Below are 24,232 nucleotides of genomic sequence, written 5' to 3'. Positions count from 1 at the left end.
CCGGCTCTGTGGCGAAGGAGAGGCTCCGCTTCTTGCGGGGTGCCCGCGATCCGCTCCCGTCACCTCCCCCCGTGGGAAAAGCTCCGGTTAGGAGTTGACCAGGAACTGGGTGGCCGCCAGTTCGCGGTAGAGGTCGTCTTCGGCGATCAGCTCGTCGTGGGTGCCGCTGGCGCGGACCTTCCCCGCCTCCATGACGATGATCCGGTCGGCGCCGGTGACGGTGGACAGGCGGTGCGCGATGACCAGCACGGTCGTCTCGCGGGCGACCTCGGCGATGACCTCGCGCAACCGCAGCTCGTTGACCGCGTCGAGCTGGGAGGTGGCCTCGTCGAGGAGCAGCAGCCTCGGTCGCCGGAGCAGGGCGCGGGCGATGGCGACGCGCTGGCGTTCGCCGCCCGACAGCAGGATGCCGCGATGCCCGACCTGGGTCTCCAGGCCCTCGGGCAGGTTGTCGACCAGATCGTCGAGTCTGGTACGAACCAGCGCGCTCCGGATCTCCTCCTCGGTCACGTCGGGGGCGGCGAAGGTGAGGTTCTCCCGGAAGGTTCCGTCGAGAACGGGGGCGTCCTGTTCGACGTAACCGACGGCGGCCCGCAGGTCGGGCAGGGGCCATTCGGTGATGTCGGTCCCACCGATGCTGATGCGGCCGGAGGAAGGCTCGTAGAAGCGTTCGACCAGCCCGAACACCGTCGACTTGCCCGCGCCCGACGGGCCGACCAGGGCCGACAGCCGCCCGGGTGGCGCCTCGAAGCTGACGCCGTGGTGCACGGTCGGGCGGTCGTCGCCGTAGCGGAACACCACGTCCTCGAAGACCACACCGACCGGGACGCCGGTGGCCTGGCCCGGGGTGGCGGCCGGTTCGACCGGGAGGTCGTCGATCTCCCTGATCCTGGTGAGCGCGGCCAGGCCGTTCTGGAGCTGGGTTCCCGCCTGCACCATCTGGCCCAGGGGCGCGACCAGGAAGAACAGGTAGAGCAGGAACGCGATCAGGGTGGCGATGGTCATCGCGCCGCTGGCCACCCGCGCGCCGCCGACCGCCAGCACGACCAGGAACGCGAGCTGGACCGACAGCCACGCGGTGGTGCCGGCGATCGACTGGTAGGCCGAGGAGAGCACGCCCCGGTCGCGGGCCTTCTTCGCGGCGGCCCCGATCACGGCGATCTCGCGGGCCTCGGCGCCGGACGCCTTGACCGTACGGAAGGCCTGAAGAGCCCGATCGAGCGCCGAGCCCATCTCACCCAGCGCCTCCTGGGCGCGGAGGGAGGCCCTGCGGATGCGCGGGAACAGCAGCGTGCCCAGCCCGCCCACTCCCGCCACCACGCCGAGCGTGACCAGCAGCAGCACCAGGTCCATGACGCCCATCAGCACGGCCGCCCCGATGAACAGCACCGCCGAGCCGACCGCGCCGACCAGACCGTCGGTGGTGACGGTACGCAGCAGCGTCGTGTCGGAGGTGACGCGGGACAGCAGGTCCCCGGGCTTGAGCCGGTCGACCTCCGGCACCCGCAGCCGGAGCACCCGGTCGACGAGCCGGATCCGGGCGGACAGGACGATCCCCTCGCCCATCCGCTCCAGCACGAACTGCCCGAACGCCGAGACCGACGCCCCGATGAGCACCACGACCGTGAGCAGCAGCACGGGCCCGAGGACGCTCTCCCCCGCCCCGAACCGGTCGATCACCGACCGGACGAACAACGGCATCGCGAGCCCGCCGGCCGAACCGGCGAGCGTGAGTATTCCGGCCAGCACGAGTGTGCGCCGGTGTGGTTTGAGCAGGTCGGCGAGCATTCGCCAGGACGACGTCACGTGAGCCCCCTGAAGGACGTCAATTAAAGTTGACGACGTCAATCTAGGTTGACGACAAAGAAGGTGTCAACCTGGCTTGACGTGGAATTGAAGCTTTCATCCGAGTCTGGCCGGTCACCTCGGGTTTCGGCTCATGCCACAGGTGGATTCCTGTACACCTCCGGCGCTTCGCCCGACTCTGGGGAAACTGCTCCCTTAACCGGTTCATGAAAAGAGTCACGCCATGAGACGACGGATCGCGCTCACATGCGCGGCGGTCCTCACCCTGATCGCGTCCCTGCTCGTCGCCGCCTCCCCCGCCCAGGCCGCCGTCGGCCTGCGGGTCAGCGGCCGCAACATCGTGGAGGCCAATGGCAGCAACTTCGTCATCCGCGGCACCAGTCACGCGCACACCTGGTACCCGACCCAGACCAGCTCGATCGCCGCCATCAAGGCCAAGGGCGCCAACGCCGTCCGCGTCGTGCTGAGCGGTGGACGCTGGCCCGCCAACGGCGCCTCCGACGTGGCCAACATCATCTCCCTGTGCAAGGCGAACAAGCTCGTGTGCATCCTGGAGAACCACGACACCACCGGCTTCGGCGAGCAGAGCGGCTCGGTCAGCCTCGACGCCGCCGTGAACTACTGGATCAGCATCCAGAGCGTGCTCACCGGCGAAGAGAACAACGTCATCATCAACATCGGCAACGAGCCGTTCGGCAACAACGCCGTCACCCCCAACTGGACCCAGGCCACCTCGGCCGCCATCCAGCGCATGCGCAGCGCCGGATTCCAGCACCTGCTCATGGTCGACGCCCCCAACTGGGGCCAGGACTGGGGCTTCACCATGCGGGACACCGCGGCGACGGTGGCCGCCGCCGACAGCCAGCGCAACACGGTCTTCTCCGTGCACATGTACGGCGTGTTCGACACCGCCGCCGAGATCAACGCGTACCTGAACGCCTTCCAGACCGCCGGGTTGCCGCTGGTCATCGGCGAGTTCGGCTTCGACCACTCCGACGGCAACCCCGACGAGGACACGATCATGGCCCAGGCGCAGACCCGGGGCATCGGCTACCTCGGCTGGTCGTGGTCGGGCAACGGCGGCGGCGTCGAGTACCTCGACCAGGTCACCAACTTCAACCCGAACCAGCTCACGTCGTGGGGCACCCGCCTGTTCAACGGGGCGAACGGAATCGCGTCCACAGCGGTCGAGTGCACGATGTGCGGCGGCGGCACCCAGCCGACCGACACGACGCCGCCGACGACCCCGGGGACTCCCACCGCTTCATCGATTTCCAGTAGTGGCGCCTCGCTGAGCTGGACCGCCTCCACCGACTCCGGCGGGTCCGGTCTGGCCGGGTACAACGTCTACCGCTCCAACGGCACCCAGCTCGGCACCTCCACCACCAACTCGATCGCCCTGACCGGGCTGACCGCATCAACCGCTTACACGGTTTATGTCCGAGCCCGCGACGGAGCCGGAAACCTGTCCGCCAACTCCTCCTCGGTCACCTTCACCACCACGGCCGCGCCTTCCGACACCACCGCGCCGACCACTCCGGGCGCCCCGACCGCGTCCGGCGTGACCTCCACCGGCGCCTCGCTGACCTGGACCGCTTCCACCGACAGCGGCGGATCCGGTCTGGCCGGGTACAACGTCTACCGCTCCAACGGCACCCAGCTCGGCACCACCACGACCAACTCGATCGCCCTGACCGGCCTGACCGCATCAACCGCTTACACGGTTTATGTCCGAGCCCGCGACGGAGCCGGAAACCTGTCCGCCAACTCGTCCTCGGTCACGTTCACCACGACCGGCGGCTCCTCGGGCGGCTGCACCACGACCGGGACCGTGCAGACCCAGTGGGGCAACGGCTACGTCGTCCAGCCGGTGACCGTGACCAACGGGACCACGGCGCGGACCTCCTGGACGGTGACGTTCACGCTGCCCACCGGCCACACGGTCGCCGGCTCGTGGGGCGCGAACTTCAGCGTCTCCGGCCAGACGGTGACCGCGACGAACATGCCCTACAACGGCAACCTCGGCTCCGGCGCGAGCACGACGTTCGGCTACCAGGTCTCCCGGCCCAACGGGAACACCTCGACCGTGACGTCGTACACCTGCGCGTAGTCACCCCGGCGGCCCCCTCGCGCGAGGGGGCCGTTTCTTTTTGCGAATGGGACCAATCCGATCGCGGCGATGAGGCGAATAGGCGGTCGAGGACTCCGGCCGGACCCCTCGACAATCTGTCTCTTCGTCCCCGAGAGGACCCCATAGCCATGGAGTTCCGGATCACCCCGCGATCGATCGTCGCCGTGGGGGTGGCGGGCGCCCTCGCCGCCGCGTCGTTCGTCATTCTCCGGCCGGAGGCGCCGAGCGCCTCCTCGCACCGTGAGGCCCCGCTGATCGCGGGCGACCCGCGCAACGACAACACCGATGTGTACGCCTTCACCAGCCCCGACAAGCAGGACACCGTCACCCTGCTGGCCAACTGGATCCCGTTCGAGGAGCCCAACGGCGGCCCGAACTTCTACTTCTTCGACACCAACTCGCGCTACAACATCAAGATCGACAACAACGGCGACGCCAAGCCCGACGTCGTCTACCAGTGGACGTTCAAGGACGTCGACAAGCGCGGGAACTCCACGTTCCTCTACAACAACGGCCCGATCACGTCACTCGACGACCCGAACCTGCTGTTCAAGCAGACGTACACACTCAGGAAGATCACCCACCGCGGCGCCACGGTCATCGGCCGGGGCACGGTCGCCCCCAGCAACGTGGGCCGGGCCTCCATGCCCGACTACAACACCCTGCGCGGCCAGGCCATCGACAACATCAGGGGCGGCGGCAAGCAGTTCGCCGGCCAGTCGGACGAGGCGTTCTTCCTCGACCTGCGCGTCTTCGACCTCCTCTACGGCGGCGACCTGTCGGAGGTCGGCCAGGACACCACGCGCGGCTACAACGTCCACACGCTGGGCCTGCAGATCCCCAAGAAGGAGATCGCCCTGCGCGGCAGCGTCGCCCGCAACCCGGTCGTCGGCATCTGGGCCACCACCGACAAGTGGTCGCCGAAGGGCTACGTGCAGGTGTCGCGCCTCGGCCAGCCGCTGGTCAACGAGGTCGTGCTGCCCTCGGGCCTGAAAGACGCCTTCAACTCGCTGAGCCCCGACAAGGACGCCTCGATCCCGGCCGTGGTCAAGAGGGTCACCGAGCCCGAACTGCCCAAGCTGCTGGAGGCCATCTACGGCCTGAAGGCGCCCAAGACCCCGCGCAACGACCTGGTCGAGATCTTCCTGACCGGCATCGCGAAGGGCAACGGCCCGATCAACGCCGACCTCAACTCGCAGACGCTCAACAAGGACGCGGGCAAGCTGCGCCCGGCCGAGATGCTGCGGCTGAACATGGCCGTGCCGGTGACCGCGAACCCGAACCGCCTCGGCGTGCTCGCGGGCGACCTGCAGGGCTTCCCGAACGGCCGCCGCCTCGGCGACGACGTGGTCGACATCGCGATCCAGGCCATGGCCGGCGCGGCGCAGACCGGTCAGCTCGTGCAGGCGCTGGCGGCCGGTGACAAGGTCGACGCCAACGACCAGCCGGCGCTGTCGACGTTCCCGTACATCCCCGGCCCGAGCAACGTGGCCGTGAACCGGGCCCTCTCCGGGTCGTAGATCCCGTCCGATCGCCGCCGCGCTTTCCCCTCCGCGGCGGCGCCCTCTTCTCTGGAGTCCTTGCCATGCGCTCTCTCAAGCGCGGCGGCGTGGCGCTGGCCGGGATCATCGCCATCGCGACCGCCGTCACCGCCGCCGCCAACCTCGCCCCCCGCGCACCCGCAGAAGTGATCGCGGCCCCCGCCGACGACCTGCAGGAACGCCTGCGCCGACTGCCCGGTGACTACGTCGGCTGGGCCGCGCTCGGCTCGTCCTACGTCGACAGGGCCCGGCTCACCGGCGACCCGTCCTGGTACGGCAAGGCCGAACGGGCGGTGGCCAGATCGCTGGAAGTGAGCCCCGGCAACCCCGCCGGCCTGACCGGCCGGGCCTCCCTGGAGGCGGGCCGGCACGAGTTCACCCAGGCCGTCGCGACCGCGCGGCAGGCCATCACCGTCAATCCGTACGGGGCCCCCGCCTACGGGGTGCTGGCCGACAGCTTCCACCAGCTGGGCCGCTACCCCGAGGCGACCAGCGCCGTAGAGAAGATGATGTCCCTGGCGCCCGGGGTGTCGTCCTTCACCCGGGCCTCCTACGACGCCGAGTTGCGCGGCGACCTCGCGATGGCCGGCGACATGCTCGAATACGCCCGCCGCGACGCCTACCAGCCCGCCGACATCGCCTTCTGCGAGCACTACCTGGGCGAACTCCACCTCCGCCAGGGCCGCTACGACGAGGCCCGCGCGCACTATTCGAAGGCCCTGCTCGCCGACCCCGCCTTCGACCCGGCCCGCGTGGGCCTGGCCAGAGTCACCGCCCTTTCCGGCGATCTGGAAAAGGCCGCTTCTCTGTACGCCGCGGTCACCGCCCGGCTGCCACTGACCCAGACGCTGGTCGAGCAGGGAGAGGTCCTGAAGGCGCTGGGCCGCGACCCGGGATGGACGACGCTCAAAGCCCAGCGCGAACTCATGCGCCTCAACGGCGTCCGCGACGACATCACCTGGGCCGAATTCGAAGCCGACCACGGCTCACCCGCCGAAGCCGTGAAGTTCGCCCAGGCCGAATACGCGAGAAACCCCAACGTCGCCGCAGCCGACGCCCTGGCCTGGGCCCTGCACCGTGCGGGCCGCTCCACCGAGGCCCTGGAACACGCGAAGGAAGCCACCGCGACCGGCTGGCGCAACGCCCTGGTCATGCACCACCGCGCCGAAATCGAAAAAGCCCTGGGTCTCCGGACGGACTCCGCGCGCCTGGTCACCGAATACAACCCCCGTTTCTCCGCCGCTCTCCCCGCCCTCCAGAGGTCCTCATGAAAATCGCACGCGCCTTCCTCGTCGGCCTGGCGACGTTCATAGCCCTGGGGACGGCGGCCCAGGCCCACCCCCTGGGCAACTTCACCGTCAACCACTACAACGGCCTGCGCCTGTACGCGGACCGCGTGGAGAACACCGCGGTCGTGGACGTGGCCGAACTCCCCACCCTCCAGGGCGACCACCCCACCTGCGCGGCGGTCGCCGCCGCCCAGACCCTCCGGGTGAACGGCCAGCGCACGACGTGGCGGGTCGCGGAGAGCGACCTGACCCGGCCCGAGGGCCAGGGCGGCCTGAAGACCACCCGTTTGACCTGCGAGTTCGTCGCCGACGTGACACCGACCGGGACCATCGCCTTCACCGACGACCACGACCCCGACCGCATCGGCTGGCGCGAGATCACCGTCGCCTCCCCGGAGGTCCGGCTGACGCCTCCCGACGTCCCCGCCACGAGCATCAGCGACGAGCTGCGGACCTACCCCGACGACCTGCTCGCCTCGCCCCTCGAACAGCGCTCGGTGACGCTGACCGTGAACCCGGACGGCGTCCTCACCGCCCCGGCGGGCTTCACCGCCCCCGGCCCGATCGGCGGCTGGCTCGACACCCTCGACCGCACCTTCACCGACCTGATCGGCGCCGAGTCCCTGACACTGGGCGTCGGCCTGCTGGGTGTGGCCCTGGCCCTGATCCTCGGCGCGGGCCACGCGCTGATCCCCGGCCACGGCAAGACCATCATGGCCGCCTACCTGGCGGGACGGCGCGGCCGTCCCCGCGACGCGTTGGTCGTGGGGTTCACGGTGACGGCGACCCACACGGCGGGCGTGCTGGTCGTCGGCCTTACCCTGACAGCGGTGTCGTCGTTGTCGGGGGACCGGGTGCTGATGTGGCTGGGAGTGGCCAGCGGCGTATTGGTCACCGCCATCGGCCTCCGCCTCCTCCAGACCGCAGTGCGGGGGGACTCCCCCAGTCATGGCCACGGACACGGGCATGGCCACGGGCATGGCCACGGACACGGGCATGGTCATGGGCAGGGCCATGGGCACGGGCACGGACATGGACACGGGCACGCTTCGGGACATGCGGTGGCGGTCCTCGACCGCGAGGAAACCACAACCCCCACCGCCAAGCCCTCCCGCGCAGGCCTGATCGGCATGGGCATCGCAGGCGGCCTGGTCCCCAGCCCGTCAGCCCTGATCGTCCTGCTCGGCGCGACCGCCCTGGGCCGCACCTGGTTCGGCGTGGCCCTGGTCCTCGCCTACGGCGCGGGCATGGCCGCCACCCTCACGGCCACCGGCCTCCTCCTGGTGAAACTCGCCGACCGGGTGGAAGCCCTGCTCAAACTGGGCCGCCTCTCCGCGACGGCGGCCCGCCTCTCCCGCCTGGCCCCCATCGGCACCGCCCTGATCGTCATCGGCCTGGGCCTGGGCCTGGCCCTCCGCTCCTTGAGCTGATCCACGGGCAACCACCGCCCACGTCTTCGTTACAGAGCGGACGTGTCTCAGGTCAGAGCGCCGCAGGGGTCGCCGTCGTGGAGTTGACTTTGTCGCAAGCTATGAAGCATCATCTTGGTACAAAGCTTGCGACAAAGGGGCCAGCATGACCCGTGAACCGTTACCGGACCCCGGCTCGCCGGAGCGTTCGGCCGATCTGCGAGAGGCGGGCGCGTGGCTGGCCCGGCATGAGCTGGCCGGCGTCCGCCCGACCCTCCTGCTGGCCGGCCGGCTGGCCGTCCGGAGACGCGCCCGTATCGCCGCCGCCGTCATGCTGGCCGTGCTGATCATCGCGAGCGCGCTCGCCGCGACCTACGCCCCGCTCCCCGGTTCCGCTTCCGGCGGCGTCCAGCCGCAGCGCCCGCTGCCGCTGCTGGCCCTGACCGCGCTGGTGGCCGGGCTGCTGCTGGCACAGTCGCTGCTCGACTGGTGGGTGCGGCGCGTCGACCAGCGGGCGGGCGCGACGCTGTCCCGCAGGGCCGCCCATCCGGTCCAGCCCGGCTGGCGGGCCCTGGTCGGCCAGCCTTACGCCGTCTTCGCGGTCGCCACCTTCGCCGGTGCGATGGCGCTGGCCGGGAGCGCCCTGGCCGTTCCCGACCCTGTCGTGCGGCAGCTGGCCGCCGTCCTGCTGATCGGCCTGCTCGGCGTGACAGCCATCTTCGTCCTGCAGCTACGCCACGTGCTCAGGTGCCCGGTCGTGGCGGAGGACGAGGAGTCGCTGACCGCCGACGTCATCATGCGCGTCGAGGACGCCCGCGACCTCGTCACGCCGAGCGTGCAGTGGTCGCTGCCCGTGGTGCTGCTGTTCGGCACCGCACCCGGCTGGTGGAGCGCCGCTTCGATCGCCTACCTGATCCTGTTCCTGACCGCGTTCATCGTGCTCCACACCAGAACACCATCGAGCGCGACGGTGGCCCGGCGGGCCATGAACCTCCGATGATCGTCATCGACGCGGCCTCACCGGTGCCGCCGTTCGAGCAGCTGCGGGCCCAGTTCGCCCGGCAGATCCAGGACCGCACGCTGGCCGTGGGCACCCGGCTGCCGACCATCCGCCACCTCGCGGCCGACCTCGGCCTGGCCGTCAACACGGTCGGCCGGGCCTACCGGGAGCTGGAGGAGGCCGGGCTGATCGAGACACGCGGGCGGGCCGGCTCGTTCGTGTCGGCCGGCGGTGAGGAGAGCCGGGAGCGGGCCCTCCGGGCCGCCGCCGACTACGCGGCTGTGATCGCCGGCCTCGGCATCGACACGGGCGAGGCGATCCGCATCGTCCAGGCGGCTCTGACGTCGGGCACGGCGGCGCCGGCCTCGTCCTGACCGCTGAACCATGTCACCAGTCGGTGTCGCCCTCTTCCGGGCGGCGCAGGCGGATGTCTTCCGCCCAGGCCAGGGCCCAGGAGCGGATCTCGCGGGGCAGCGGCATCATCTCGGCCGCGTCGAGGCGGTCGGCCAGTTCCTCGGCCGCGAAGTCGTCGAGGTGGTCGCGGCCCAGACCTTCGAGTTCCCGGTACGAATAGAGCCCCCGCACCGAGGCCACGTTCACCACATCGGCGGCTGTCCCGCGTTCGTGCAGGTCACGCATGGCCAGGCCGGTGGCGTCGATCAACGACACCACGGGCGTCCCGTCGATCTCCTCGACGGGTTCGGCCAGGTCTTCGCGCAGCAGGTCGACCACGCAGGTCTGCTCGGTGACGGGGTCGTGGACGGTCAGCCGGGTCACCCGGGGAGAGGCGTCTTCGGCCGAGACGTCGAAACCGGCCCGGTGCAGGGATTCGGTCGCCTGCCAGGCCGGTTCGACGAGCTTGTCGGTGGTGGCGAACCGCAGTTCCCCCGGATCGTCGGCGCGCATGCCGTGCAGGCGCAAAGCCGGGCCGCCCACCAGCGCGAGGCCCAGAGGCCCGGGGCGGACGGCGGCCAGGATGCGGTCGGGGAAGACCCCGAGGAACGACGTTTCACTCACCGCCCAAGTATTACCGCTTGTACTTCCTGCGGATCTCGTTGGCGACGGCCCGGAGTCGGTCCTGGGTGGTGAGCAGCTTGGCCTCCGCCTGCTCGGTACGACCCTCGGCGGCGAGGGGGCGGTTGCCCGTCCTGGCGCCGATCTCGGTCTTGGCCCTGGCCTTCAGTTCACGGAATTTCGCGGAGAGTCCCATGGCATACCGGGCTGCCCTCAGAATGGGCGGCCTAACCTATGTGGCGTCCGGACACGAACTCCTGGACCGCGATCTTGGCCTTGATGACCGGCCGGCGCCACCGTTCCTCCCGCCGCAGCGCCGTGCGCAGTTTCGCGGGCTTGGTGTCGTAGAACCAGTGCGCCCACGGCGATCCCGGGCGGGCGAGGCGGACCGCGCCGACGTACCCGAAGATCGGTACGAAGACCCCGAGCAGGCCCGACCAGATCTTCCCCTTGAGCAGGGTGACGACGGCGAAGACGAGGTTGAGGACGAGGAAGAAGACGGCGGCCTTGAAGTCCTCGTCGGTGTCGTCCCAGCCCAGCGGGCGGGCGCCCAGGAGCAGCAGGGCCGTCACGGCGATGGCGACGAAGACGGCGTCGACGGAGGTGCGGCCCTCCTCGGCCCAGTAGACGTCGCGCAGGTGCAGCAGCAGCGCGAACTCGTCGAGGACCAGGCCTGAGCCGATGCCGAAGAGGGCGGCGGTCACGGCGTGCCAGCCTTCGGCTCCCGGGCCGACGAGCAGCGCGGCCACGCCGCTCATCATCATCAGGATCACGCCGAACACGACGTGGTGGACGTGCGTGTCGCCCACGTTGACGTTCCTGAACCACCATCGGACCTCGGCCCGGATCAGCCGCACGTTGATGCGGGTGAACACGAACGTCACGATCAACGCCACGAAGAAGCAGAACAGCGGCAGCCGATGGGTGTCGACCACCGCCCGCTGGAAAAGTTCACCCATGGTCACCGCCCCCGGGGGCGACTCTACCCATGCGAGCTGTTCAGGCCAGGAACCCACGCAAAAGCGCGGCCGTGCCTTCGAGGTGTTCGGCCACGGCCCGTGACGCGCCGTCGGGGTCGCCGGCCAGGATCGCAGACACGATCGCCTGGTGCTGCGCGCCCGCGTGGGCGATGTTCGGGCCGAGCACGGGGATCGCGTTCAGCAGGTCGGTGACGCGCAGCCGGGCGTCGGCGCACGCGGCGGCGAGCAGCGGCGACCCGGTCAGCTCCGCGATCGACAGATGGAAGGCCGCGTCGAGGCGGCGGTAGTCGGTGGGGGCGGCCTCGTTGACGTCCGAGAGCCGGCGCAGCAGCATCGCCCGCTGGGCTGAGTCGAGCGTCGTGGTGGCCAGTATCTGCGCGGCCCCGCACTCGATGGCCATCCGGTAGGTCAGCGCGTCGGCCAGGTCGCCCGCGCCCATCTGGTTGACCGCCTCGGCCAGGTCGCCGCCTCCGGGGTCGGGCGGCCGGTAGATGACGAACGCGCCGCCGTAGCGTCCCCGGCGGACGTCGAGATAGCCCGCCTCCTGGAGGGAGCGGATGGCCTCGCGCAGGGTGACCCGGCTGATGCCCAGGTGGACGGCCAGATCACGCTCGGGCGGGAGGCGTTCGCCGTGCGGGACGACGCCCAGCTTGACGACCTGAAGCAGCCGCTCGACGGTCTCCTCGAACGCGTTCCCGGCCCGGACCGGACGCAGTAAAGATCCGAGTTGCGTTTCTTTCACCCCACCCTCCCCATTTAGGCTCCTCATTGGTATTTTTTCATACCGTAGAAGGTGAGGCGAGCGTGCTGACACTCGACGAACTCCGGGAAGACGTGCAGGCGGGCCGGATCGACACCGTCCTGCTCGCCGTGACGGACATGCAGGGACGGCTCCAGGGCAAACGGCTGTCGGCGCGGCACTTCCTCGACGAGGTGCTGGACCACGCCGCGGAGGGCTGCAACTACCTGCTCGCGGTCGACGTGGAGATGAACACGGTCGGCGGATACGCGATGTCGTCGTGGGAGCACGGATACGGCGACTTCGTGATGAAACCCGACCTGGCGACGCTGCGATGCGTCCCGTGGCAGGAGGGCACGGTCCTTCTGCTGGCGGATCTGGTCTGGGAGGACGGCTCCGACGTCGTCCCCTCGCCCCGCCAGATCCTGCGAAAGCAGACCGACAGGCTCGCGGAACGCGGTTGGACCGCCTTCGTGGGCACCGAACTGGAATTCTGCGTCTACCGCACCAGCTACGAGGACGCCTGGAACAGCGGCTACCGCGATCTCGTCCCCGGCAACCTCTACAACGTCGACTACTCCCTGCTCGGCACGGCCAGAGTGGAACCGCTGCTGCGCCGCATCCGTCTGAGCATGGAGGGCGCCGGCCTGTACGTGGAGTCGGCCAAGGGTGAGTGCAACCTTGGCCAACACGAGATCGCTTTCAAGTACGCCGACGCCCTCACCACCTGCGACAACCACTCCGTCTACAAGAACGGGGCCAAGGAGATCGCGGCCGAGGAGGGCATGTCCCTCACGTTCATGGCCAAGCCGAACCAGCGCGAGGGCAACTCCTGCCACGTCCACATCTCGCTACGCGACGACGACGGCACCCCGGTCATGGCCGGCGACGGCCCCCACGGCCTGTCGAAGACCGGCGAGCACTTCATCGCCGGTCAGCTCCGCGCGATGCGCGAGTTCACTCTCCTGTACGCCCCCAACATCAACTCCTACAAGCGCTTCGTCGCCGGTTCCTTCGCCCCCACGGCGGTGAAGTGGGGCGTGGACAACCGCACCTGCTCGCTGCGCCTGGTCGGCCGGGGCAACTCGCTCCGCATCGAGAACCGCGTCCCCGGCGGCGACGTGAACCCCTACCTGGCCGTCTCGGCGCTCATCGCCGCGGGTCTGAAGGGCATCGACGACGAACTCCCGCTGGAGGACGCCTTCACCGGCAACGCGTACGCCTCGGGCGCCGACACGGTCCCCTCGACGCTGCGTGACGCGCTCGCGCTGTTCGAGGGCTCTACGCTCGCCAGGGACGCCCTCGGCGACGAGGTCGTCGACCACTACGCGAACAACGCCCGGGTGGAGCTGGCCGCCTTCGACGCGGCGGTCACCGACTGGGAGCTCTATCGGGGGTTCGAACGGCTGTGAAGATCATCAATCCGGCCACGGAGCAGATCCTGGCCGACATCGAACTCGCCGACCCCGTCGAAGTCGACAGAGTCATCGAAAAAGCCAGGAAAGCGTACAGAACCTGGAAGGACGTCGCCCCCGGCGAACGCGCGCGGCTGCTGCGGCGCTTCGCCGCGCTGGTCGAGGAGCACGCGGAGGAGCTCGCGCAGCTCGAGATCGCGAACGCCGGGCACACCGTGGGCAACGCCCGCTGGGAGGCCGGCAACGTCCGCGACGTGCTGAACTTCTATTCAGGAGCGCCCGAGCGCAACCACGGCATCCAGATCCCGGTGCCCGGCGGCATCGACGTCACGTTCCAGGAGCCCCTGGGCGTGGTCGGGATCATCGTGCCGTGGAACTTCCCCATGGTGATCATGATGTGGGGCGCGGCTCCGGCGCTCGCGGCGGGCAACACGGTCATCGTGAAACCCGCCGAGTGGACCCCGATGTCCGCGCTGAAGCTGGCCGAGCTGGCTCTCGCGGCGGGTCTCCCCGAAGGGGTGCTCCAGGTCCTGCCCGGTGAGGGGGAGGTCGCGGGCGCTCGTCTGGTCGAGCATCCCGATGTCGCCAAAATCGTCTTCACCGGCTCGACCGAGGTCGGCAAGCTGATCGCGGCGCAGGCCGCACAGCAGGTCAAAAGGGTGACGCTGGAACTGGGCGGCAAATCCGCAAATATCGTCTTTGCGGACGCAGATATCGATAAAGCCGCACAAAGTGCCCCGATGGCCGTCTTCGACAACAGCGGCCAGGACTGCTGCGCGCGGTCCCGGATCCTGGTGGAGCGTTCCGTCCACGACGAGTTCCTGGCCAAGCTCACCGAAGCGGTGAAGGCCATCAAGACCGGCGATCCCACGTCGGAAGACACCCAGATGGGTCCGCTGATCAGCGCGGAACACCTGGCCAGGGTCACCTCTTACGTGAGAGATCCGTATTTCCAGGGCGCCCACCCCGACGGCCCCGGCTACTGGTTCCCGCCGACCATCCTCACGGGCGCCGACGACCCCGCCTATCGCGAAGAGGTCTTCGGCCCGGTGGTGTCGGTCGTCGCGTTCGACGACGAGGCAGACGCCCTGCACAAGGCCAACGACACCCCCTACGGTCTGTCCGGCTCGATCTGGACCCGCGACGTCGGCAGGGCACTGAGGGTCGCTCGTGGGGTGGAGGCCGGGAACCTCAGCGTCAACTCGCACTCCTCGGTCCGCTACTGGACGCCCTTCGGCGGCTTCAAACAGTCGGGTCTGGGCCGCGAGCTGGGCCCCGACGCGCTGACCGCCTTCACCGAGACCAAGAACGTCTTCATCTCAACGGAGTAGGAAGAGCATGCAACGTCTGCAGGACCGGGTCGCCGTGATCACCGGCGCCGCCGGGGGCATCGGAATGGCGACCGCGCGCAGGTTCGCCGAGGAGGGCGCCAAGCTCGTCCTCGCCGACCTCGACGAGGAGGCCGGGCGGCGCGCGGCGGAAGAGGTCGGCGGCATCTTCGTCAAGGCGAACGTCGCCGAGGAGGACGACGTCATCCGGATGTTCCAGACCGCGTACGACGAGTTCGGCAGCGTCGACATCGCGTTCAACAACGCCGGGATCTCCCCCGCCGACGACGACTCGATCCTGACCACGGGCCTGGACGCCTGGCGTCGCGTCCAGGAGGTCAACCTGACCAGCGTGTACCTGTGCTGCAAGCACGTGCTGCCCTACATGCAGCGGCAGGGCAAGGGCTCGATCATCAACACCGCCTCGTTCGTGGCGGTCATGGGTTCCGCGACCTCGCAGATCTCCTACACGGCGTCCAAGGGCGGCGTGCTGGCGATGACCCGTGAGCTGGGCGTGCAGTTCGCCCGCGAGGGCATCCGGGTCAACGCCCTGTGCCCAGGACCGGTCGACACCCCCCTGCTGCGGGAACTGTTCGCCAAGGACCCCGAGCGGGCGCAGCGCCGTCTGGTGCACGTGCCGCTCGGCAGGTTCGCGCGGGCCGAGGAGATCGCCGCCGCCGTGGCGTTCCTGGCCTCCGACGACGCGTCGTTCGTCACCGCCGCCGAGTTCCTGGTCGACGGCGGCATCTCCGGGGCGTACGTGACCCCCCTGTGAAGCCCGTGATCGGCATCACGTGTTACGCCGAACCCGCGCGTTTCACGGTGTGGGAGACCACTGCGGCGCTGTTGCCGTGGGACTACGTCAGGCACGTCGAACGGGCCGGTGGGCAGCCGGTGATCCTGCCGCCCGCCGGTGACCCGGGCGAGCTCGTCGGCCGTCTCGACGGCCTGATCGTGGCCGGGGGCGGCGACATCGACCCCGGCCGGTACGGCAGCGCTCAGCACCCGAGAACCGGATACATCCGCGATTTCCGGGACGACGCCGAGTTCTCGCTGGTCAAAGCCGCCCTGGCGACCAGGCTCCCGATCCTCGGCATCTGCCGGGGCCTTCAGGTGCTCAACGTCGCGCTGGGCGGCACGCTGGTCCAGCATCTGCCCGACGTGTGCGGCACCGACCGCCACTCTCCGGCCCCGGGGGTCTACGGAAGGGTTCCGGTACGTCTTTCGCAGCCCTTGCAACGGCTCTACGGCACCGGGGAGATCACTCCCGCCCACTACCACCACCAGGCCGTCGACAAGCTGGCGCCAGGTCTCACAACGATCGCCCGCGCCGACGACGGCACGATCGAGGCGGTCATGCTTGACGAGACGGTGTGGGCGGTCCAGTGGCATCCGGAGGCCGATGAGGAGGCGCCGGTCTTCGGGTCGTTCGTCCTCCGCGCCGGGTTCCGCCCGGCCGGGAGGGGCAGATAGGCTGACGACACACCAGTGATCCCGCGCGGGAGAGCGCCCTGGCATCCGGCCAGGGCCCCTGAAGGAGCAAGCCCTCCCCGCGAACCTCTCAAGGCAAAGGACCGTGCGGGCGAGGTGTCCTCTGGAAAGCAGGCCTGTGGCCTCGCCGAAGGTGAAAGTCCGGCAAAACTCGGGCGAAGCTCTCAGGCACCCATGACAGAGGGGGAGGATGCTGACATCCGACCTTATTCGAGGTGCGCTTCATGTCCCGACCGACCCCGCTGCACGAGGTGCACAAGAGCCTCGGCGCGACCCTGACCGACTTCGCGGGCTGGCTGATGCCGCTGCGCTACGGCAGTGAGTCGGCCGAGCACACCGCAGTCCGCACCGCCGCGGGGCTGTTCGACCTGTCCCACATGGGCGAGATCTACGTGACCGGTCCGGGCGCGGCCGACGCCCTCGACCACGCGCTGGTCGGCAACCTGGGCGGCCTGGAGCCGGGCCGGGCCCGCTACACGATGATGTGCGACGCCGACGGCGGCATCGTCGACGACCTGATCGTCTACCGCCTCGCCGCCGACGAGTTCATGGTCTGCGCGAACGCGTCCAACTACTTGAAGGTGGCGGCGGAACTCACCGACCGCGCCAAGAACCACGACGCCGTGGTCGACGACCGCTCCGACTCCTACGCGCTGCTGGCCGTCCAGGGCCCGAACTCCCCGGAGATCCTGGCCCAGCTCACCGACGCCGACCTGCCGGGTCTGAAGTACTACACCGGCCTGCCCGGCACCGTCGCCGGCGTCGAGGCGCTGATCGCCCGCACCGGCTACACCGGCGAAGACGGCTTCGAGCTGTTCGTCCAGGCCGACGACGCGGTGAAGCTCTGGCACGCGCTCATGGAAGCCGGGGCCTCTCACGGCCTGGTCCCCGCCGGGCTGAGCGCCCGCGACACGCTGCGACTCGAAGCCGGAATGCCGCTGTACGGCAACGAGCTCACCTCGGCCACCACGCCCATGGACGCCGGTCTCGGCAGAGTCGTCCGCTTCGACAAGCCCGGCGACTTCGTCGGCCGCGCGGCCCTCTCCGCTCTTGAGACAGAAAAGCGCCTGGTCGGCCTGGTGATGAAGGGCCGCCGGGTGCCCCGCCACGGTTTCGCCGTCGTCGACGCCGAGGGCACCGTGATCGGCGAGGTCACCAGCGGCGCACCGTCGCCGTCGATCGGCCGCCCGATCGCGATGGCCTACGTGACCTCAACCCCCGCCGCCGTGGACATCCGCGGCTCCCACGAACCGGTCGACGTCGTTGACCTGCCTTTCTACAGGAGGAAGAAGTGAGCAGCATTCCCGACGAGCTCAGCTACACCAAAGAGCACGAGTGGGTGGCCGGGCTGGACGACGGTCTGACCGTCACCGTCGGAATCACCGCCTACGCCGCCGAGTCGCTGGGTGACGTGGTCTACGTCCAGCTCCCCGAGGCCGGGGCGACGATCGAGGCGGGCGACGCGGTCGGCGAGGTCGAGTCGACCAAATCGGTCAGCGACATCTACGCCCCCGTCGGCGGCGAGATCGTGGAGATCAACCAGACCGTGGTCGACGACCCGTCCCTGGTGAACAGCGACCCCTATGGCGAGGGCTGGCTGTTCCGCGTGCGCATCGAGGGCACCCCCGACGACCTGCTCACCAACGAGGAGTACGCCACCCTCACCGCCGCCGAGTCCTGATCCCCCGCATATGGCGATCAGCGTCTTCGACCTTTTCAAGGTCGGCATCGGGCCGTCCAGCTCCCACACGGGCGGCCCGATGGCCGCCGCGCACAAGTTCGCGCGCGGCCTGCTGCACGACGGTCTTCTGGAGAAGACCGCGAAAGTCCAGGTCATCCTGTACGGCTCCCTCGGCCTGACCGGAAAGGGCCACGGCAGCGACAAGGCCGTGCTGCTGGGTCTGTCCGGGGAGAAACCCGAACTCGTCGACGTCGACGCGGTCGACGGCATGCTGGCCGCGATGCGCGCGGCGGGCACGGTGTCCCTGATGGGGCAGCGAGTCGTCCCGTTCGTGGTCGGCGACGACCTGATCTTCGAACGCAAGATCTCGCTCCCCGGCCACCCCAACGGCATGCGTTTCACCGCGTGGGGCGATACGGGCGACGTACTGAGAGAGAAGATCTACTACTCGGTCGGCGGCGGCTTCGTCGTCGACGAGAACGCCACCGGCGCCGACCGCATCAAGCCCGACGACACCCCGCTCCCCCATCCGTTCCTGACGGCGGGCGAACTGCTGGCGCAGTGCGCCGAGACGGGCCTGTCGATCTCCGGTTTGATGATGGCCAACGAGCAGGCCTTCGGCCGCACCGAGGCCGAGATCAAGTCGGGCCTGATCAACCTGTGGCGGGTCATGGACGAGTGCGTCCGGCGCGGATCCTCCCGCGAGGGCGTGCTGCCCGGCGGCCTGAAGGTGCGCCGCCGCGCCCACCAGCTCCAGCGCCAGCTCCAGAGCGAACCGGCCGAACGCGATCCGCTCCAGGCGATGGACTGGGTGACCCTGTTCGCGCTGGCCGTGAACGAGGAGAACGCGGCGGGCGGCCGCATCGTGACCGCCCCCACCAACGGCGCGGCCGGCATCATCCCGGCGGTCATCTCCTACTACACGCGGTTCATGCCCGGCGCCGACGACGACGCCGTGGTGCGGTTCCTGCTCACGGCGGGCGCGGTCGGGGTGCTGTTCAAGGAGAACGCGTCGATCTCGGGCGCCGAAGTCGGTTGCCAGGGAGAGGTCGGCTCGGCCTGCTCGATGGCGGCGGCCGGCCTGACCGAGGTGCTGGGCGGCACACCGGAACAGGTGGAGAACGCCGCCGAGATCGGCATCGAACACAACCTGGGGCTGACCTGCGACCCGATCGGCGGCCTGGTGCAGATCCCGTGCATCGAGCGCAACGCCGTGGCCTCGGTGAAGGCCATCGCGGCGGCCCGCATCGCGCTGCGCGGCGACGGGAAACACTTCGTGTCGCTCGACAAGGCGATCAAGACGATGCGCGACACCGGCCGCGACATGCACTCCAAGTACAAGGAGACCAGCCGCGGCGGGCTCGCGGTCAACGTCATCGAGTGCTGAGCGGGTCAGGCCGAGGCCAGGTGCGGATCGCCCATCACGGCGGCCCCGCCGGAGTTCATGAAACAATTACCGGACAGGTCGTCAGCCGAGATTCTGATCTTCACCGCGTCCCCGATGGGGAATTCGACTTTCTTGGGCTTGGCGTATTCGACCGACTGCTCGTGCAGCAGCGTGCCGTCGCCGTAGAAACGGAAAGCGACCTCGCATGAGTCGCCCGCGAGGTCGTTGATGCCGAGCGTCGTCTTGAAGGTCGCATATCGACTCTCCAGGGTGTACTCGACGAATCCGCCGTCGTTGTCGGTGGCGATGGCGATGGCCCGGGTGTAGCGGGTCCGCTTGATCGTGTAGGTGTCCCGATATGCCCAGTGATCGTCCGAGGCATCCTTGTCGGCCAGGAACAGGGCGCCGGAGGCCGCGGCCATGGGCTGGCTGTCGACAGGCTCTCCTGCTGCGGCGGGGTTGGGCGCGGCGGGGGCCTGCGTGACGGTCACCGTCTGAGTGGCCGTCGCCGTCACGGTCGTCAGGGCAGTCACCGTGTCGATCACCGTCACCTCCGCTTTGGGAGCGATGGCGACCACGCCTCCCGCCGGCAGGAACCGCAGGCCCACCAGAGTGCCGACCAGGGTGATGACTGCGGTGCTGAGACCAATGATCAGGTTGACGCGTAACATCCGACGATTTGTCCGATGTTCACGCATCGCATCGTGAATTTCCATTTAGTACCCTCCGCGCCATTAGAACGCTCCACGGAGGCACAGGCTAATCCGTACCAAAAAGAACAGAAGTGGTTTTCTGCTACCTAATTGGAGCCCCAATTAACGGGTAATCCCCCTCCAGTCACTCTGTGTAGTTGGGACCCTCACGTCCCCCCTTCCACTGGCGTTCACTCCCGTCCAGTGCTGAAATGTCCCCCTGAAAGGCGGTGGACATCATTCCCGCAGGCAGCTTCCTCCGGACCCACTGGGTCTTCCTCACCCTCCTGGTGTCGGGGATCACCGTCCGGGTCGTCGCGAGCCTCGGATATCGCCCCGCGTTGTGGTTCTGGGCCGACTCGTTCTCCTACCTGAGCTCCGCCCTGGACATGCGTCCCCTGGAGTCGCGCCCCTCCGGCTACTCGGTGTTCCTCGCGCCGTTCCACTCAGTGCTGGCCCTCGTCACCGTGCAGCACCTGCTCGGGCTGGGCATCGCCTGCTGCGTGTACGTCATCCTGCGCAAACGCACCTTCCTCCCCGGCTGGGCGGCCGGGCTGGCGACGGCGCCGATCCTGCTGGACGCGTACCAGATCCAGCTCGAACACCTCGTGATGGCCGACCTGCTGTTCACGTTCCTCGTGGTGGCCGCGGTGACGCTGATCCTGCTCAACCCGCGCAGCCGGCTCATGGTCGGCGTGGCGTTCCTGCTGCTGGCGTTCTCGGCGATGACCCGCACACTCGGCCTGCCGCTGATCGGGGTGGCGGCGGTGTGGCTGCTGATCGCGCGAGCGGGCTGGCAGCGGGTGCTGGCCGGCGTCGGCGTGGCCGGGGTGGCGGTGGCCGGATACGCCGTCTGGTTCAACGCGGCCTACGGCAGCTACGGCATGGGCAGCAGCAGCGTGTGGCTCTGGTCGCGGACGATGACCTTCGCCGACTGCGGCAGGATGAACCCGCCGGAGCACCTGAAGGTCCTGTGCCCCGACATCGGCCCCCGGCTGGCCGCCCCGGCCTACATCTGGGACCCGGCCTCGCCCATCATGAAGACCGGCAAACAGCGCGACGAACTGGCCTCGGAGTTCACGACGCTGGCCCTGCGCAGCCAGCCGCTCGACTTCCTGGTGACCGGCCTCGGCGACGCGATGTGGGCGTTCCACTGGGACCGGGTCGTCTATCCGTCACCGGGCACCCAGAGCGCCTACCAGTTCCCCGACTTCGTGAAACCGCTGAGCGACAAGCTGGCCTCGGCGGGACGGTCGGCGCCCGAGCTGATGATGCAATACCAGGGCAGCCGCGCCGACACCGAGATCGTCGAGCCGTTCGCGTCGTGGATACGCGCCTACCAGAGCCAGGTCTTCCTGCGCGGCCCCATCCTGGCGGCGATCTTCGGCTTCACGTTCCTGGTGATGATCATCCGCTTCCGGGTGGCGACCCTGCTCCCACTGGGCTTCGCACTCACCCTGCTGCTCCTGCCCCCGCTGGTCGCCGCCTTCGATCATCGGTACGTCGTGCCGGTCGTCCCCCTGGCCTGCCTGGCCGCGGCCTGCGCGGTGGGCTGGCGCTCACCCACGACGAACGTGCAACGTGACGAGAACCGGGAAGAGCGCGTCCCGGCCCGCCGCGCCGCGCACGCGTGACACCGCCTCGGTGTCGACCCGGGAGACGATCTCGTCGAGGGGTGCGCCAGGCATGCACCGTACCGAGACCCGGAGTTTCTCCTCCCCCACGGCCCGCACACTGATCTTGTCGACCCCCGGCAGGTCCTTCAGCGCGATGGCCAGCGTCGCGGTGCCGTAACCGTGCCGCGCACCGTCCTGCCCGACCCCCATCGAACAGATCAGCCAGCGCGCGGTGACGAACACGAGGAGAACCACCAGAGCGGCGGCGACGGACCGCGCCCAGGGATGGGCGGTGAACGCCGCCAACTCCCCGATCTTGTATGCGGCCCGCGCGTCCGACGCGAACAGCACGTAGTTCCCCCCGGTCACCAGCACGAAGCCGACCACGGCCAGCCCGACGCGATCACCGATCGGGGTACGCATTCCAGCATTCCCCGCCACAGGCTCGGGCTGCATTCGACACTCCTTCAGATGTTCTTACGCCGGAGCCGCACGACGACCTCGTTGCGCCCGTAGACGCCCAGCCCCGACAGGCGGTCGCCGACAGCGGCGCCGACCTCCTTGAGCAGTTCGCCGGTCCGGCTTCCCTTGGTCAGTACGGTCACCTCGATCTGCCCCCGGCGCAGCCGGACGAAGGCCAGGTCGACCCCCGGCACCGTCATCACCACCGCGACCAGGGTGCGTTTGAGGCCGGTCCTCGTCAGGCCCATGACCAGGGCGTCGTCGGAGACCTCCAGCGGCACCAGGCGTGGACGCCCCGGGATCATCGCCAGGAGGACCAGCGCGGTCCCGCTCACCACCATCGCCGACCCCGTCAGCGCGACCAGCGGCTCGCCCCACACCAGGTCGAGCACGCCGGGCAGGCCCGACCAGCCCGTGGGCCAGTCGGCGAAGGCGCACACCATCTCGCCGACCAGAGCCGTGCCCAGCACCAGCAGTGCGCCCGCGACGCCCGCGCCCGCCGGGGTTCGTCCCGGCCGCAGAGCTCGCATGGCCGTGCGGCGGCGGGCGCGGCGGCGGTCCTTGGTCGTCCGGATCTCGTCTACCGCGCTCATGGTCACCCAGGGATACACGGCCCGGCGGCTGTGATCAGCGTGCCGGGCCCGGATGACTCGATCTTGTGACAGGTTTTGCCGGGTAAATATGAAGATTGCTCACAAAAGGCTAAAGTGCTGCCCATGAGCGACCGGCAGCGATACGACCGGGCCACGTCCCATCTCGACCCTCCGCTGGCCATCGTCGACCTCGACGCGATGGCCGCCAACGCGCGGTCGATGACCGAGCGGGCCGACGGCAAGCCGATCAGGGTGGCGTCGAAGTCGATCCGCTCCCGCGAAGTGCTCCGGCGCGTGCTCGACATGCCCGGCTACCAGGGGATCATGGCGTTCACCCTGCCCGAGGCGCTGTGGCTGGTCTCGCACGGTTTCCGGAACATCCTGGTCGCCTACCCGACCGCCGACCGCGCCGCCGTCGCCGAACTCGCCGACGACGAAACGGCCTCGCGCGAGATCACCCTGATGGTCGACTCGCCCGAGCAGTTCCCGCTGCTGACCGGCCGCTATCCGATCAGGGTCTGCCTGGACATCTGCGCCGCCTATGTGGTGGGCCCTTTCCGCGCCGGGGCGTTGCGATCACCCGTACACACCCCCGAGCAGGCCGCCGACACGGCCCGGCTGATCGGCAAGAACCCGTCGCTGCACCTGGTCGGCCTGATGGCCTACGAGAGCCAGATCGCCGGTGTGGGCGACCGCGTCCCCGGCCCTTACGGGGTGGCGCTCCGGTTCGTCCAGCGCCGCTCCCGCCGTGAGCTGGCCGCCCGCAGGGAACTGATCGTCAAGGCCGTCGGCGAGGTCACCGACCTGGAGTTCGTCAACGGCGGCGGCACCGGCAGCATCGAGACGACCGCGCGAGAGAATGTGATCACCGAAGTGGCCGCCGGCTCGGGCTTCTACCACCCGGCCCTGTTCGACCGATACAGCAACTTCACCGGCCGCCCCGCGGCCATCTACGCCCTGCCCGTCGTCCGCCGCCCCGCCCGGGGAGTGGTGACGGTCCTCGGCGGCGGCTACCCCGCCTCCGGCGCGGGCCCGGGCCGGGCACCCGTCCCCCACCTGCCCGAGGGCCTGCGCTACAACGGCGACGAGGGTGGCGGAGAGGTCCAGACCCCGCTGCACGGCCGGGCCGCCGACGACCTGAAGGTCGGCGACCGCGTCTGGTTCCGCCACGCGAAGGCGGGCGAACTCTGCGAACGCTTCAGCACCCTGCACCTGGTGGAGGGAGACCGGGTGACCGGGGCGGCCCCGACCTACCGGGGCGAAGGCCAGACGTTCCTCTAGGCCCTACGGCGGCGTCGCATGATCACTATCAGGGCGCCGATCACGACCACCGCGCCGATGCCGATCAGGACCGGGGCGATCGGCGTCGCCGGATAGTCGTCGTCCCAGGGCTCCTCGACCGGGCGGTGACCGTTCGGACTCTGGGCGGCCGGGTTGCCCACCATGTCCCCTATGGTCGACACGACGTGGTCGGTCTGTGCCTTGACCTGCGACTTCATCTTGGCCACACTGCGACCGGCGACCTTCTTCGGGCTGACCCGGTCGGCGATCGCATCGACCGTTCTGGCCAGTTCGGCGCGCGTGCGCTCAATGCGCCCCTCTAGCGTGTCCGGGTCGGTGTCGGCCATGGTCGCCTCCTGTCACAGGGTGTGTTCGAT

The 24,232-nt window shown here is 69.4% G+C and carries 24 protein-coding genes and 2 riboswitches; of the genes, 15 read left to right on the top strand and 9 right to left on the bottom strand.

Annotated elements, in window-relative coordinates; translation table 11 throughout:
* Positions 1-87: 87 nt before the first annotated feature.
* Positions 88-1,788 carry an ABC transporter ATP-binding protein gene (locus AW272_RS32890; protein ID WP_066373449.1) on the bottom strand — a complete coding sequence of 567 codons (1,701 nt, stop codon included), beginning with the start codon at positions 1,786-1,788 and terminating at the stop codon, positions 88-90.
* Positions 1,789-2,029: 241 nt separating this feature from the next.
* On the opposite strand from AW272_RS32890, the gene AW272_RS32885 reads away from it, so the two are divergent.
* The 6 genes from AW272_RS32885 (at position 2,030) to AW272_RS32860 (ending at position 9,550) form a co-directional block, all read left to right on the top strand.
* Positions 2,030-3,916 (top strand): cellulase family glycosylhydrolase, encoded by a 1,887-nt coding sequence (locus tag AW272_RS32885; protein WP_066373447.1) that lies wholly within the window; start codon positions 2,030-2,032, stop codon positions 3,914-3,916.
* A 149-nt stretch (positions 3,917-4,065) separates the two neighbouring features.
* Positions 4,066-5,457, top strand: coding sequence for a DUF4331 domain-containing protein (locus tag AW272_RS32880; RefSeq protein ID WP_157518965.1), 1,392 nt, complete (start codon positions 4,066-4,068; stop codon positions 5,455-5,457).
* A gap of 65 nt (positions 5,458-5,522) precedes the next feature.
* On the top strand, positions 5,523-6,749 hold the full coding sequence (locus tag AW272_RS32875; RefSeq protein WP_066373445.1) for a tetratricopeptide repeat protein: 1,227 nt from the start codon (positions 5,523-5,525) through the stop codon (positions 6,747-6,749).
* Complete coding sequence (locus AW272_RS32870; RefSeq protein WP_066373442.1) at positions 6,746-8,197, top strand: nickel/cobalt transporter; 1,452 nt, start codon at positions 6,746-6,748, stop codon at positions 8,195-8,197. Before AW272_RS32875 ends, AW272_RS32870 begins: the two co-directional genes overlap by 4 nt.
* 145 nt (positions 8,198-8,342) lie before the next feature.
* Positions 8,343-9,176: a hypothetical protein gene (locus AW272_RS32865; RefSeq protein WP_066373441.1), complete on the top strand. Its 834-nt coding sequence runs from the start codon at positions 8,343-8,345 to the stop codon at positions 9,174-9,176.
* Positions 9,173-9,550, top strand: coding sequence for a GntR family transcriptional regulator (locus AW272_RS32860; protein WP_066373437.1), 378 nt, complete (start codon positions 9,173-9,175; stop codon positions 9,548-9,550). Before AW272_RS32865 ends, AW272_RS32860 begins: the two co-directional genes overlap by 4 nt.
* Positions 9,551-9,563: 13 nt before the next feature.
* Here the strand turns inward: AW272_RS32860 and AW272_RS32855 are convergent, their stop codons facing one another.
* From AW272_RS32855 to AW272_RS32840, 4 genes are read right to left on the bottom strand one after another with little or no spacing between them, the layout of a single operon-like run.
* Positions 9,564-10,193 (bottom strand): hypothetical protein, encoded by a 630-nt coding sequence (locus tag AW272_RS32855; protein ID WP_066373436.1) that lies wholly within the window; start codon positions 10,191-10,193, stop codon positions 9,564-9,566.
* A 10-nt stretch (positions 10,194-10,203) separates the two neighbouring features.
* Entirely contained in the window at positions 10,204-10,386 is a 183-nt protein-coding gene (locus AW272_RS43890) for a hypothetical protein (RefSeq protein WP_066373435.1), read from the bottom strand.
* Between the two features lie 31 nt (positions 10,387-10,417).
* Positions 10,418-11,149, bottom strand: a complete 732-nt coding sequence (locus AW272_RS32845) for a hypothetical protein (protein WP_066373630.1) — start codon at positions 11,147-11,149, stop codon at positions 10,418-10,420.
* 40 nt (positions 11,150-11,189) lie between these two features.
* A complete protein-coding gene (locus tag AW272_RS32840) occupies positions 11,190-11,939 on the bottom strand; it encodes a FadR/GntR family transcriptional regulator (protein ID WP_066373434.1) in 750 nt (249 codons plus the stop codon).
* 38 nt (positions 11,940-11,977) lie between these two features.
* On the opposite strand from AW272_RS32840, the gene AW272_RS32835 reads away from it, so the two are divergent.
* The 7 genes from AW272_RS32835 (at position 11,978) to AW272_RS32805 (ending at position 19,211) form a co-directional block, all read left to right on the top strand.
* Positions 11,978-13,321 (top strand): glutamine synthetase family protein, encoded by a 1,344-nt coding sequence (locus AW272_RS32835; RefSeq protein WP_245657859.1) that lies wholly within the window; start codon positions 11,978-11,980, stop codon positions 13,319-13,321.
* Positions 13,318-14,655, top strand: coding sequence for an aldehyde dehydrogenase family protein (locus AW272_RS32830; RefSeq protein WP_066373431.1), 1,338 nt, complete (start codon positions 13,318-13,320; stop codon positions 14,653-14,655). Before AW272_RS32835 ends, AW272_RS32830 begins: the two co-directional genes overlap by 4 nt.
* A 7-nt stretch (positions 14,656-14,662) precedes the next feature.
* The gene (locus tag AW272_RS32825) at positions 14,663-15,427 is read left to right on the top strand and encodes a 3-oxoacyl-ACP reductase (RefSeq protein WP_066373430.1); all 765 of its coding nucleotides are present in this window, start codon (positions 14,663-14,665) and stop codon (positions 15,425-15,427) included.
* Positions 15,424-16,125 carry a gamma-glutamyl-gamma-aminobutyrate hydrolase family protein gene (locus AW272_RS32820; RefSeq protein WP_066373428.1) on the top strand — a complete coding sequence of 234 codons (702 nt, stop codon included), beginning with the start codon at positions 15,424-15,426 and terminating at the stop codon, positions 16,123-16,125. The genes AW272_RS32825 and AW272_RS32820 overlap by 4 nt, the downstream gene beginning before the upstream one ends.
* A 16-nt stretch (positions 16,126-16,141) precedes the next feature.
* A riboswitch (glycine riboswitch) is annotated at positions 16,142-16,239 on the top strand.
* Positions 16,240-16,334: riboswitch (glycine riboswitch) on the top strand.
* A 33-nt stretch (positions 16,335-16,367) separates the two neighbouring features.
* Positions 16,368-17,438: a glycine cleavage system aminomethyltransferase GcvT gene (gcvT, locus tag AW272_RS32815; protein ID WP_066373427.1), complete on the top strand. Its 1,071-nt coding sequence runs from the start codon at positions 16,368-16,370 to the stop codon at positions 17,436-17,438.
* Positions 17,435-17,824 carry a glycine cleavage system protein GcvH gene (gene gcvH / locus AW272_RS32810; RefSeq protein WP_066373426.1) on the top strand — a complete coding sequence of 130 codons (390 nt, stop codon included), beginning with the start codon at positions 17,435-17,437 and terminating at the stop codon, positions 17,822-17,824. Before gcvT ends, gcvH begins: the two co-directional genes overlap by 4 nt.
* Positions 17,825-17,834: 10 nt before the next feature.
* Entirely contained in the window at positions 17,835-19,211 is a 1,377-nt protein-coding gene (locus tag AW272_RS32805) for an L-serine ammonia-lyase (protein WP_066373425.1), read from the top strand.
* 5 nt (positions 19,212-19,216) lie between these two features.
* Here the strand turns inward: AW272_RS32805 and AW272_RS32800 are convergent, their stop codons facing one another.
* A complete protein-coding gene (locus tag AW272_RS32800; protein WP_066373423.1) occupies positions 19,217-19,882 on the bottom strand; it encodes an NPCBM/NEW2 domain-containing protein in 666 nt (221 codons plus the stop codon).
* A gap of 251 nt (positions 19,883-20,133) precedes the next feature.
* Here AW272_RS32800 and AW272_RS32795 point away from each other — a divergent pair, with 251 nt between their 5' ends.
* Positions 20,134-21,537 carry a hypothetical protein gene (locus tag AW272_RS32795; RefSeq protein WP_083958957.1) on the top strand — a complete coding sequence of 468 codons (1,404 nt, stop codon included), beginning with the start codon at positions 20,134-20,136 and terminating at the stop codon, positions 21,535-21,537.
* Here the strand turns inward: AW272_RS32795 and AW272_RS32790 are convergent.
* Positions 21,463-21,942, bottom strand: a complete 480-nt coding sequence (locus AW272_RS32790; protein WP_066373422.1) for a hypothetical protein — start codon at positions 21,940-21,942, stop codon at positions 21,463-21,465. The genes AW272_RS32795 and AW272_RS32790 overlap by 75 nt on opposite strands.
* A 44-nt stretch (positions 21,943-21,986) precedes the next feature.
* On the bottom strand, positions 21,987-22,574 hold the full coding sequence (locus AW272_RS32785; protein ID WP_157518963.1) for a DUF6286 domain-containing protein: 588 nt from the start codon (positions 22,572-22,574) through the stop codon (positions 21,987-21,989).
* Positions 22,575-22,697: 123 nt separating this feature from the next.
* Here AW272_RS32785 and AW272_RS32780 point away from each other — a divergent pair, with 123 nt between their 5' ends.
* Positions 22,698-23,855 (top strand): amino acid deaminase/aldolase, encoded by a 1,158-nt coding sequence (locus AW272_RS32780; RefSeq protein WP_066373419.1) that lies wholly within the window; start codon positions 22,698-22,700, stop codon positions 23,853-23,855.
* Here AW272_RS32780 and AW272_RS32775 read toward each other — a convergent pair.
* Positions 23,852-24,202: a DUF3618 domain-containing protein gene (locus AW272_RS32775; protein ID WP_066373417.1), complete on the bottom strand. Its 351-nt coding sequence runs from the start codon at positions 24,200-24,202 to the stop codon at positions 23,852-23,854. The genes AW272_RS32780 and AW272_RS32775 overlap by 4 nt on opposite strands.
* Between the last annotated feature and the right edge of the window lie 30 nt (positions 24,203-24,232).

The organism is Herbidospora mongoliensis (assembly GCF_001570545.1).
GTDB classification, from domain to species: domain Bacteria; phylum Actinomycetota; class Actinomycetes; order Streptosporangiales; family Streptosporangiaceae; genus Herbidospora; species Herbidospora mongoliensis.
This window is presented reverse-complemented; position numbering and strand designations above follow the sequence as displayed.

What these genes read in the sequence shown, in the direction of transcription:
- AW272_RS32890 (WP_066373449.1), bottom strand. Translation starts at nt 1,788, where the DNA reads ATGCTCGCCGACCTGCTCAAACCACACCGGCGCACACTCGTGCTGGCC.
- AW272_RS32885 (WP_066373447.1), top strand. Translation starts at nt 2,030, where the DNA reads ATGAGACGACGGATCGCGCTCACATGCGCGGCGGTCCTCACCCTGATC.
- AW272_RS32880 (WP_157518965.1), top strand. Translation starts at nt 4,066, where the DNA reads ATGGAGTTCCGGATCACCCCGCGATCGATCGTCGCCGTGGGGGTGGCG.
- AW272_RS32875 (WP_066373445.1), top strand. Translation starts at nt 5,523, where the DNA reads ATGCGCTCTCTCAAGCGCGGCGGCGTGGCGCTGGCCGGGATCATCGCC.
- AW272_RS32870 (WP_066373442.1), top strand. Translation starts at nt 6,746, where the DNA reads ATGAAAATCGCACGCGCCTTCCTCGTCGGCCTGGCGACGTTCATAGCC.
- AW272_RS32865 (WP_066373441.1), top strand. Translation starts at nt 8,343, where the DNA reads ATGACCCGTGAACCGTTACCGGACCCCGGCTCGCCGGAGCGTTCGGCC.
- AW272_RS32860 (WP_066373437.1), top strand. Translation starts at nt 9,173, where the DNA reads ATGATCGTCATCGACGCGGCCTCACCGGTGCCGCCGTTCGAGCAGCTG.
- AW272_RS43890 (WP_066373435.1), bottom strand. Translation starts at nt 10,386, where the DNA reads ATGGGACTCTCCGCGAAATTCCGTGAACTGAAGGCCAGGGCCAAGACC.
- AW272_RS32845 (WP_066373630.1), bottom strand. Translation starts at nt 11,149, where the DNA reads ATGGGTGAACTTTTCCAGCGGGCGGTGGTCGACACCCATCGGCTGCCG.
- AW272_RS32840 (WP_066373434.1), bottom strand. Translation starts at nt 11,939, where the DNA reads ATGAGGAGCCTAAATGGGGAGGGTGGGGTGAAAGAAACGCAACTCGGA.
- AW272_RS32825 (WP_066373430.1), top strand. Translation starts at nt 14,663, where the DNA reads ATGCAACGTCTGCAGGACCGGGTCGCCGTGATCACCGGCGCCGCCGGG.
- gcvT (WP_066373427.1), top strand. Translation starts at nt 16,368, where the DNA reads ATGTCCCGACCGACCCCGCTGCACGAGGTGCACAAGAGCCTCGGCGCG.
- AW272_RS32805 (WP_066373425.1), top strand. Translation starts at nt 17,835, where the DNA reads ATGGCGATCAGCGTCTTCGACCTTTTCAAGGTCGGCATCGGGCCGTCC.
- AW272_RS32800 (WP_066373423.1), bottom strand. Translation starts at nt 19,882, where the DNA reads ATGTTACGCGTCAACCTGATCATTGGTCTCAGCACCGCAGTCATCACC.
- AW272_RS32790 (WP_066373422.1), bottom strand. Translation starts at nt 21,942, where the DNA reads ATGCGTACCCCGATCGGTGATCGCGTCGGGCTGGCCGTGGTCGGCTTC.
- AW272_RS32785 (WP_157518963.1), bottom strand. Translation starts at nt 22,574, where the DNA reads ATGAGCGCGGTAGACGAGATCCGGACGACCAAGGACCGCCGCCGCGCC.
- AW272_RS32780 (WP_066373419.1), top strand. Translation starts at nt 22,698, where the DNA reads ATGAGCGACCGGCAGCGATACGACCGGGCCACGTCCCATCTCGACCCT.
- AW272_RS32775 (WP_066373417.1), bottom strand. Translation starts at nt 24,202, where the DNA reads ATGGCCGACACCGACCCGGACACGCTAGAGGGGCGCATTGAGCGCACG.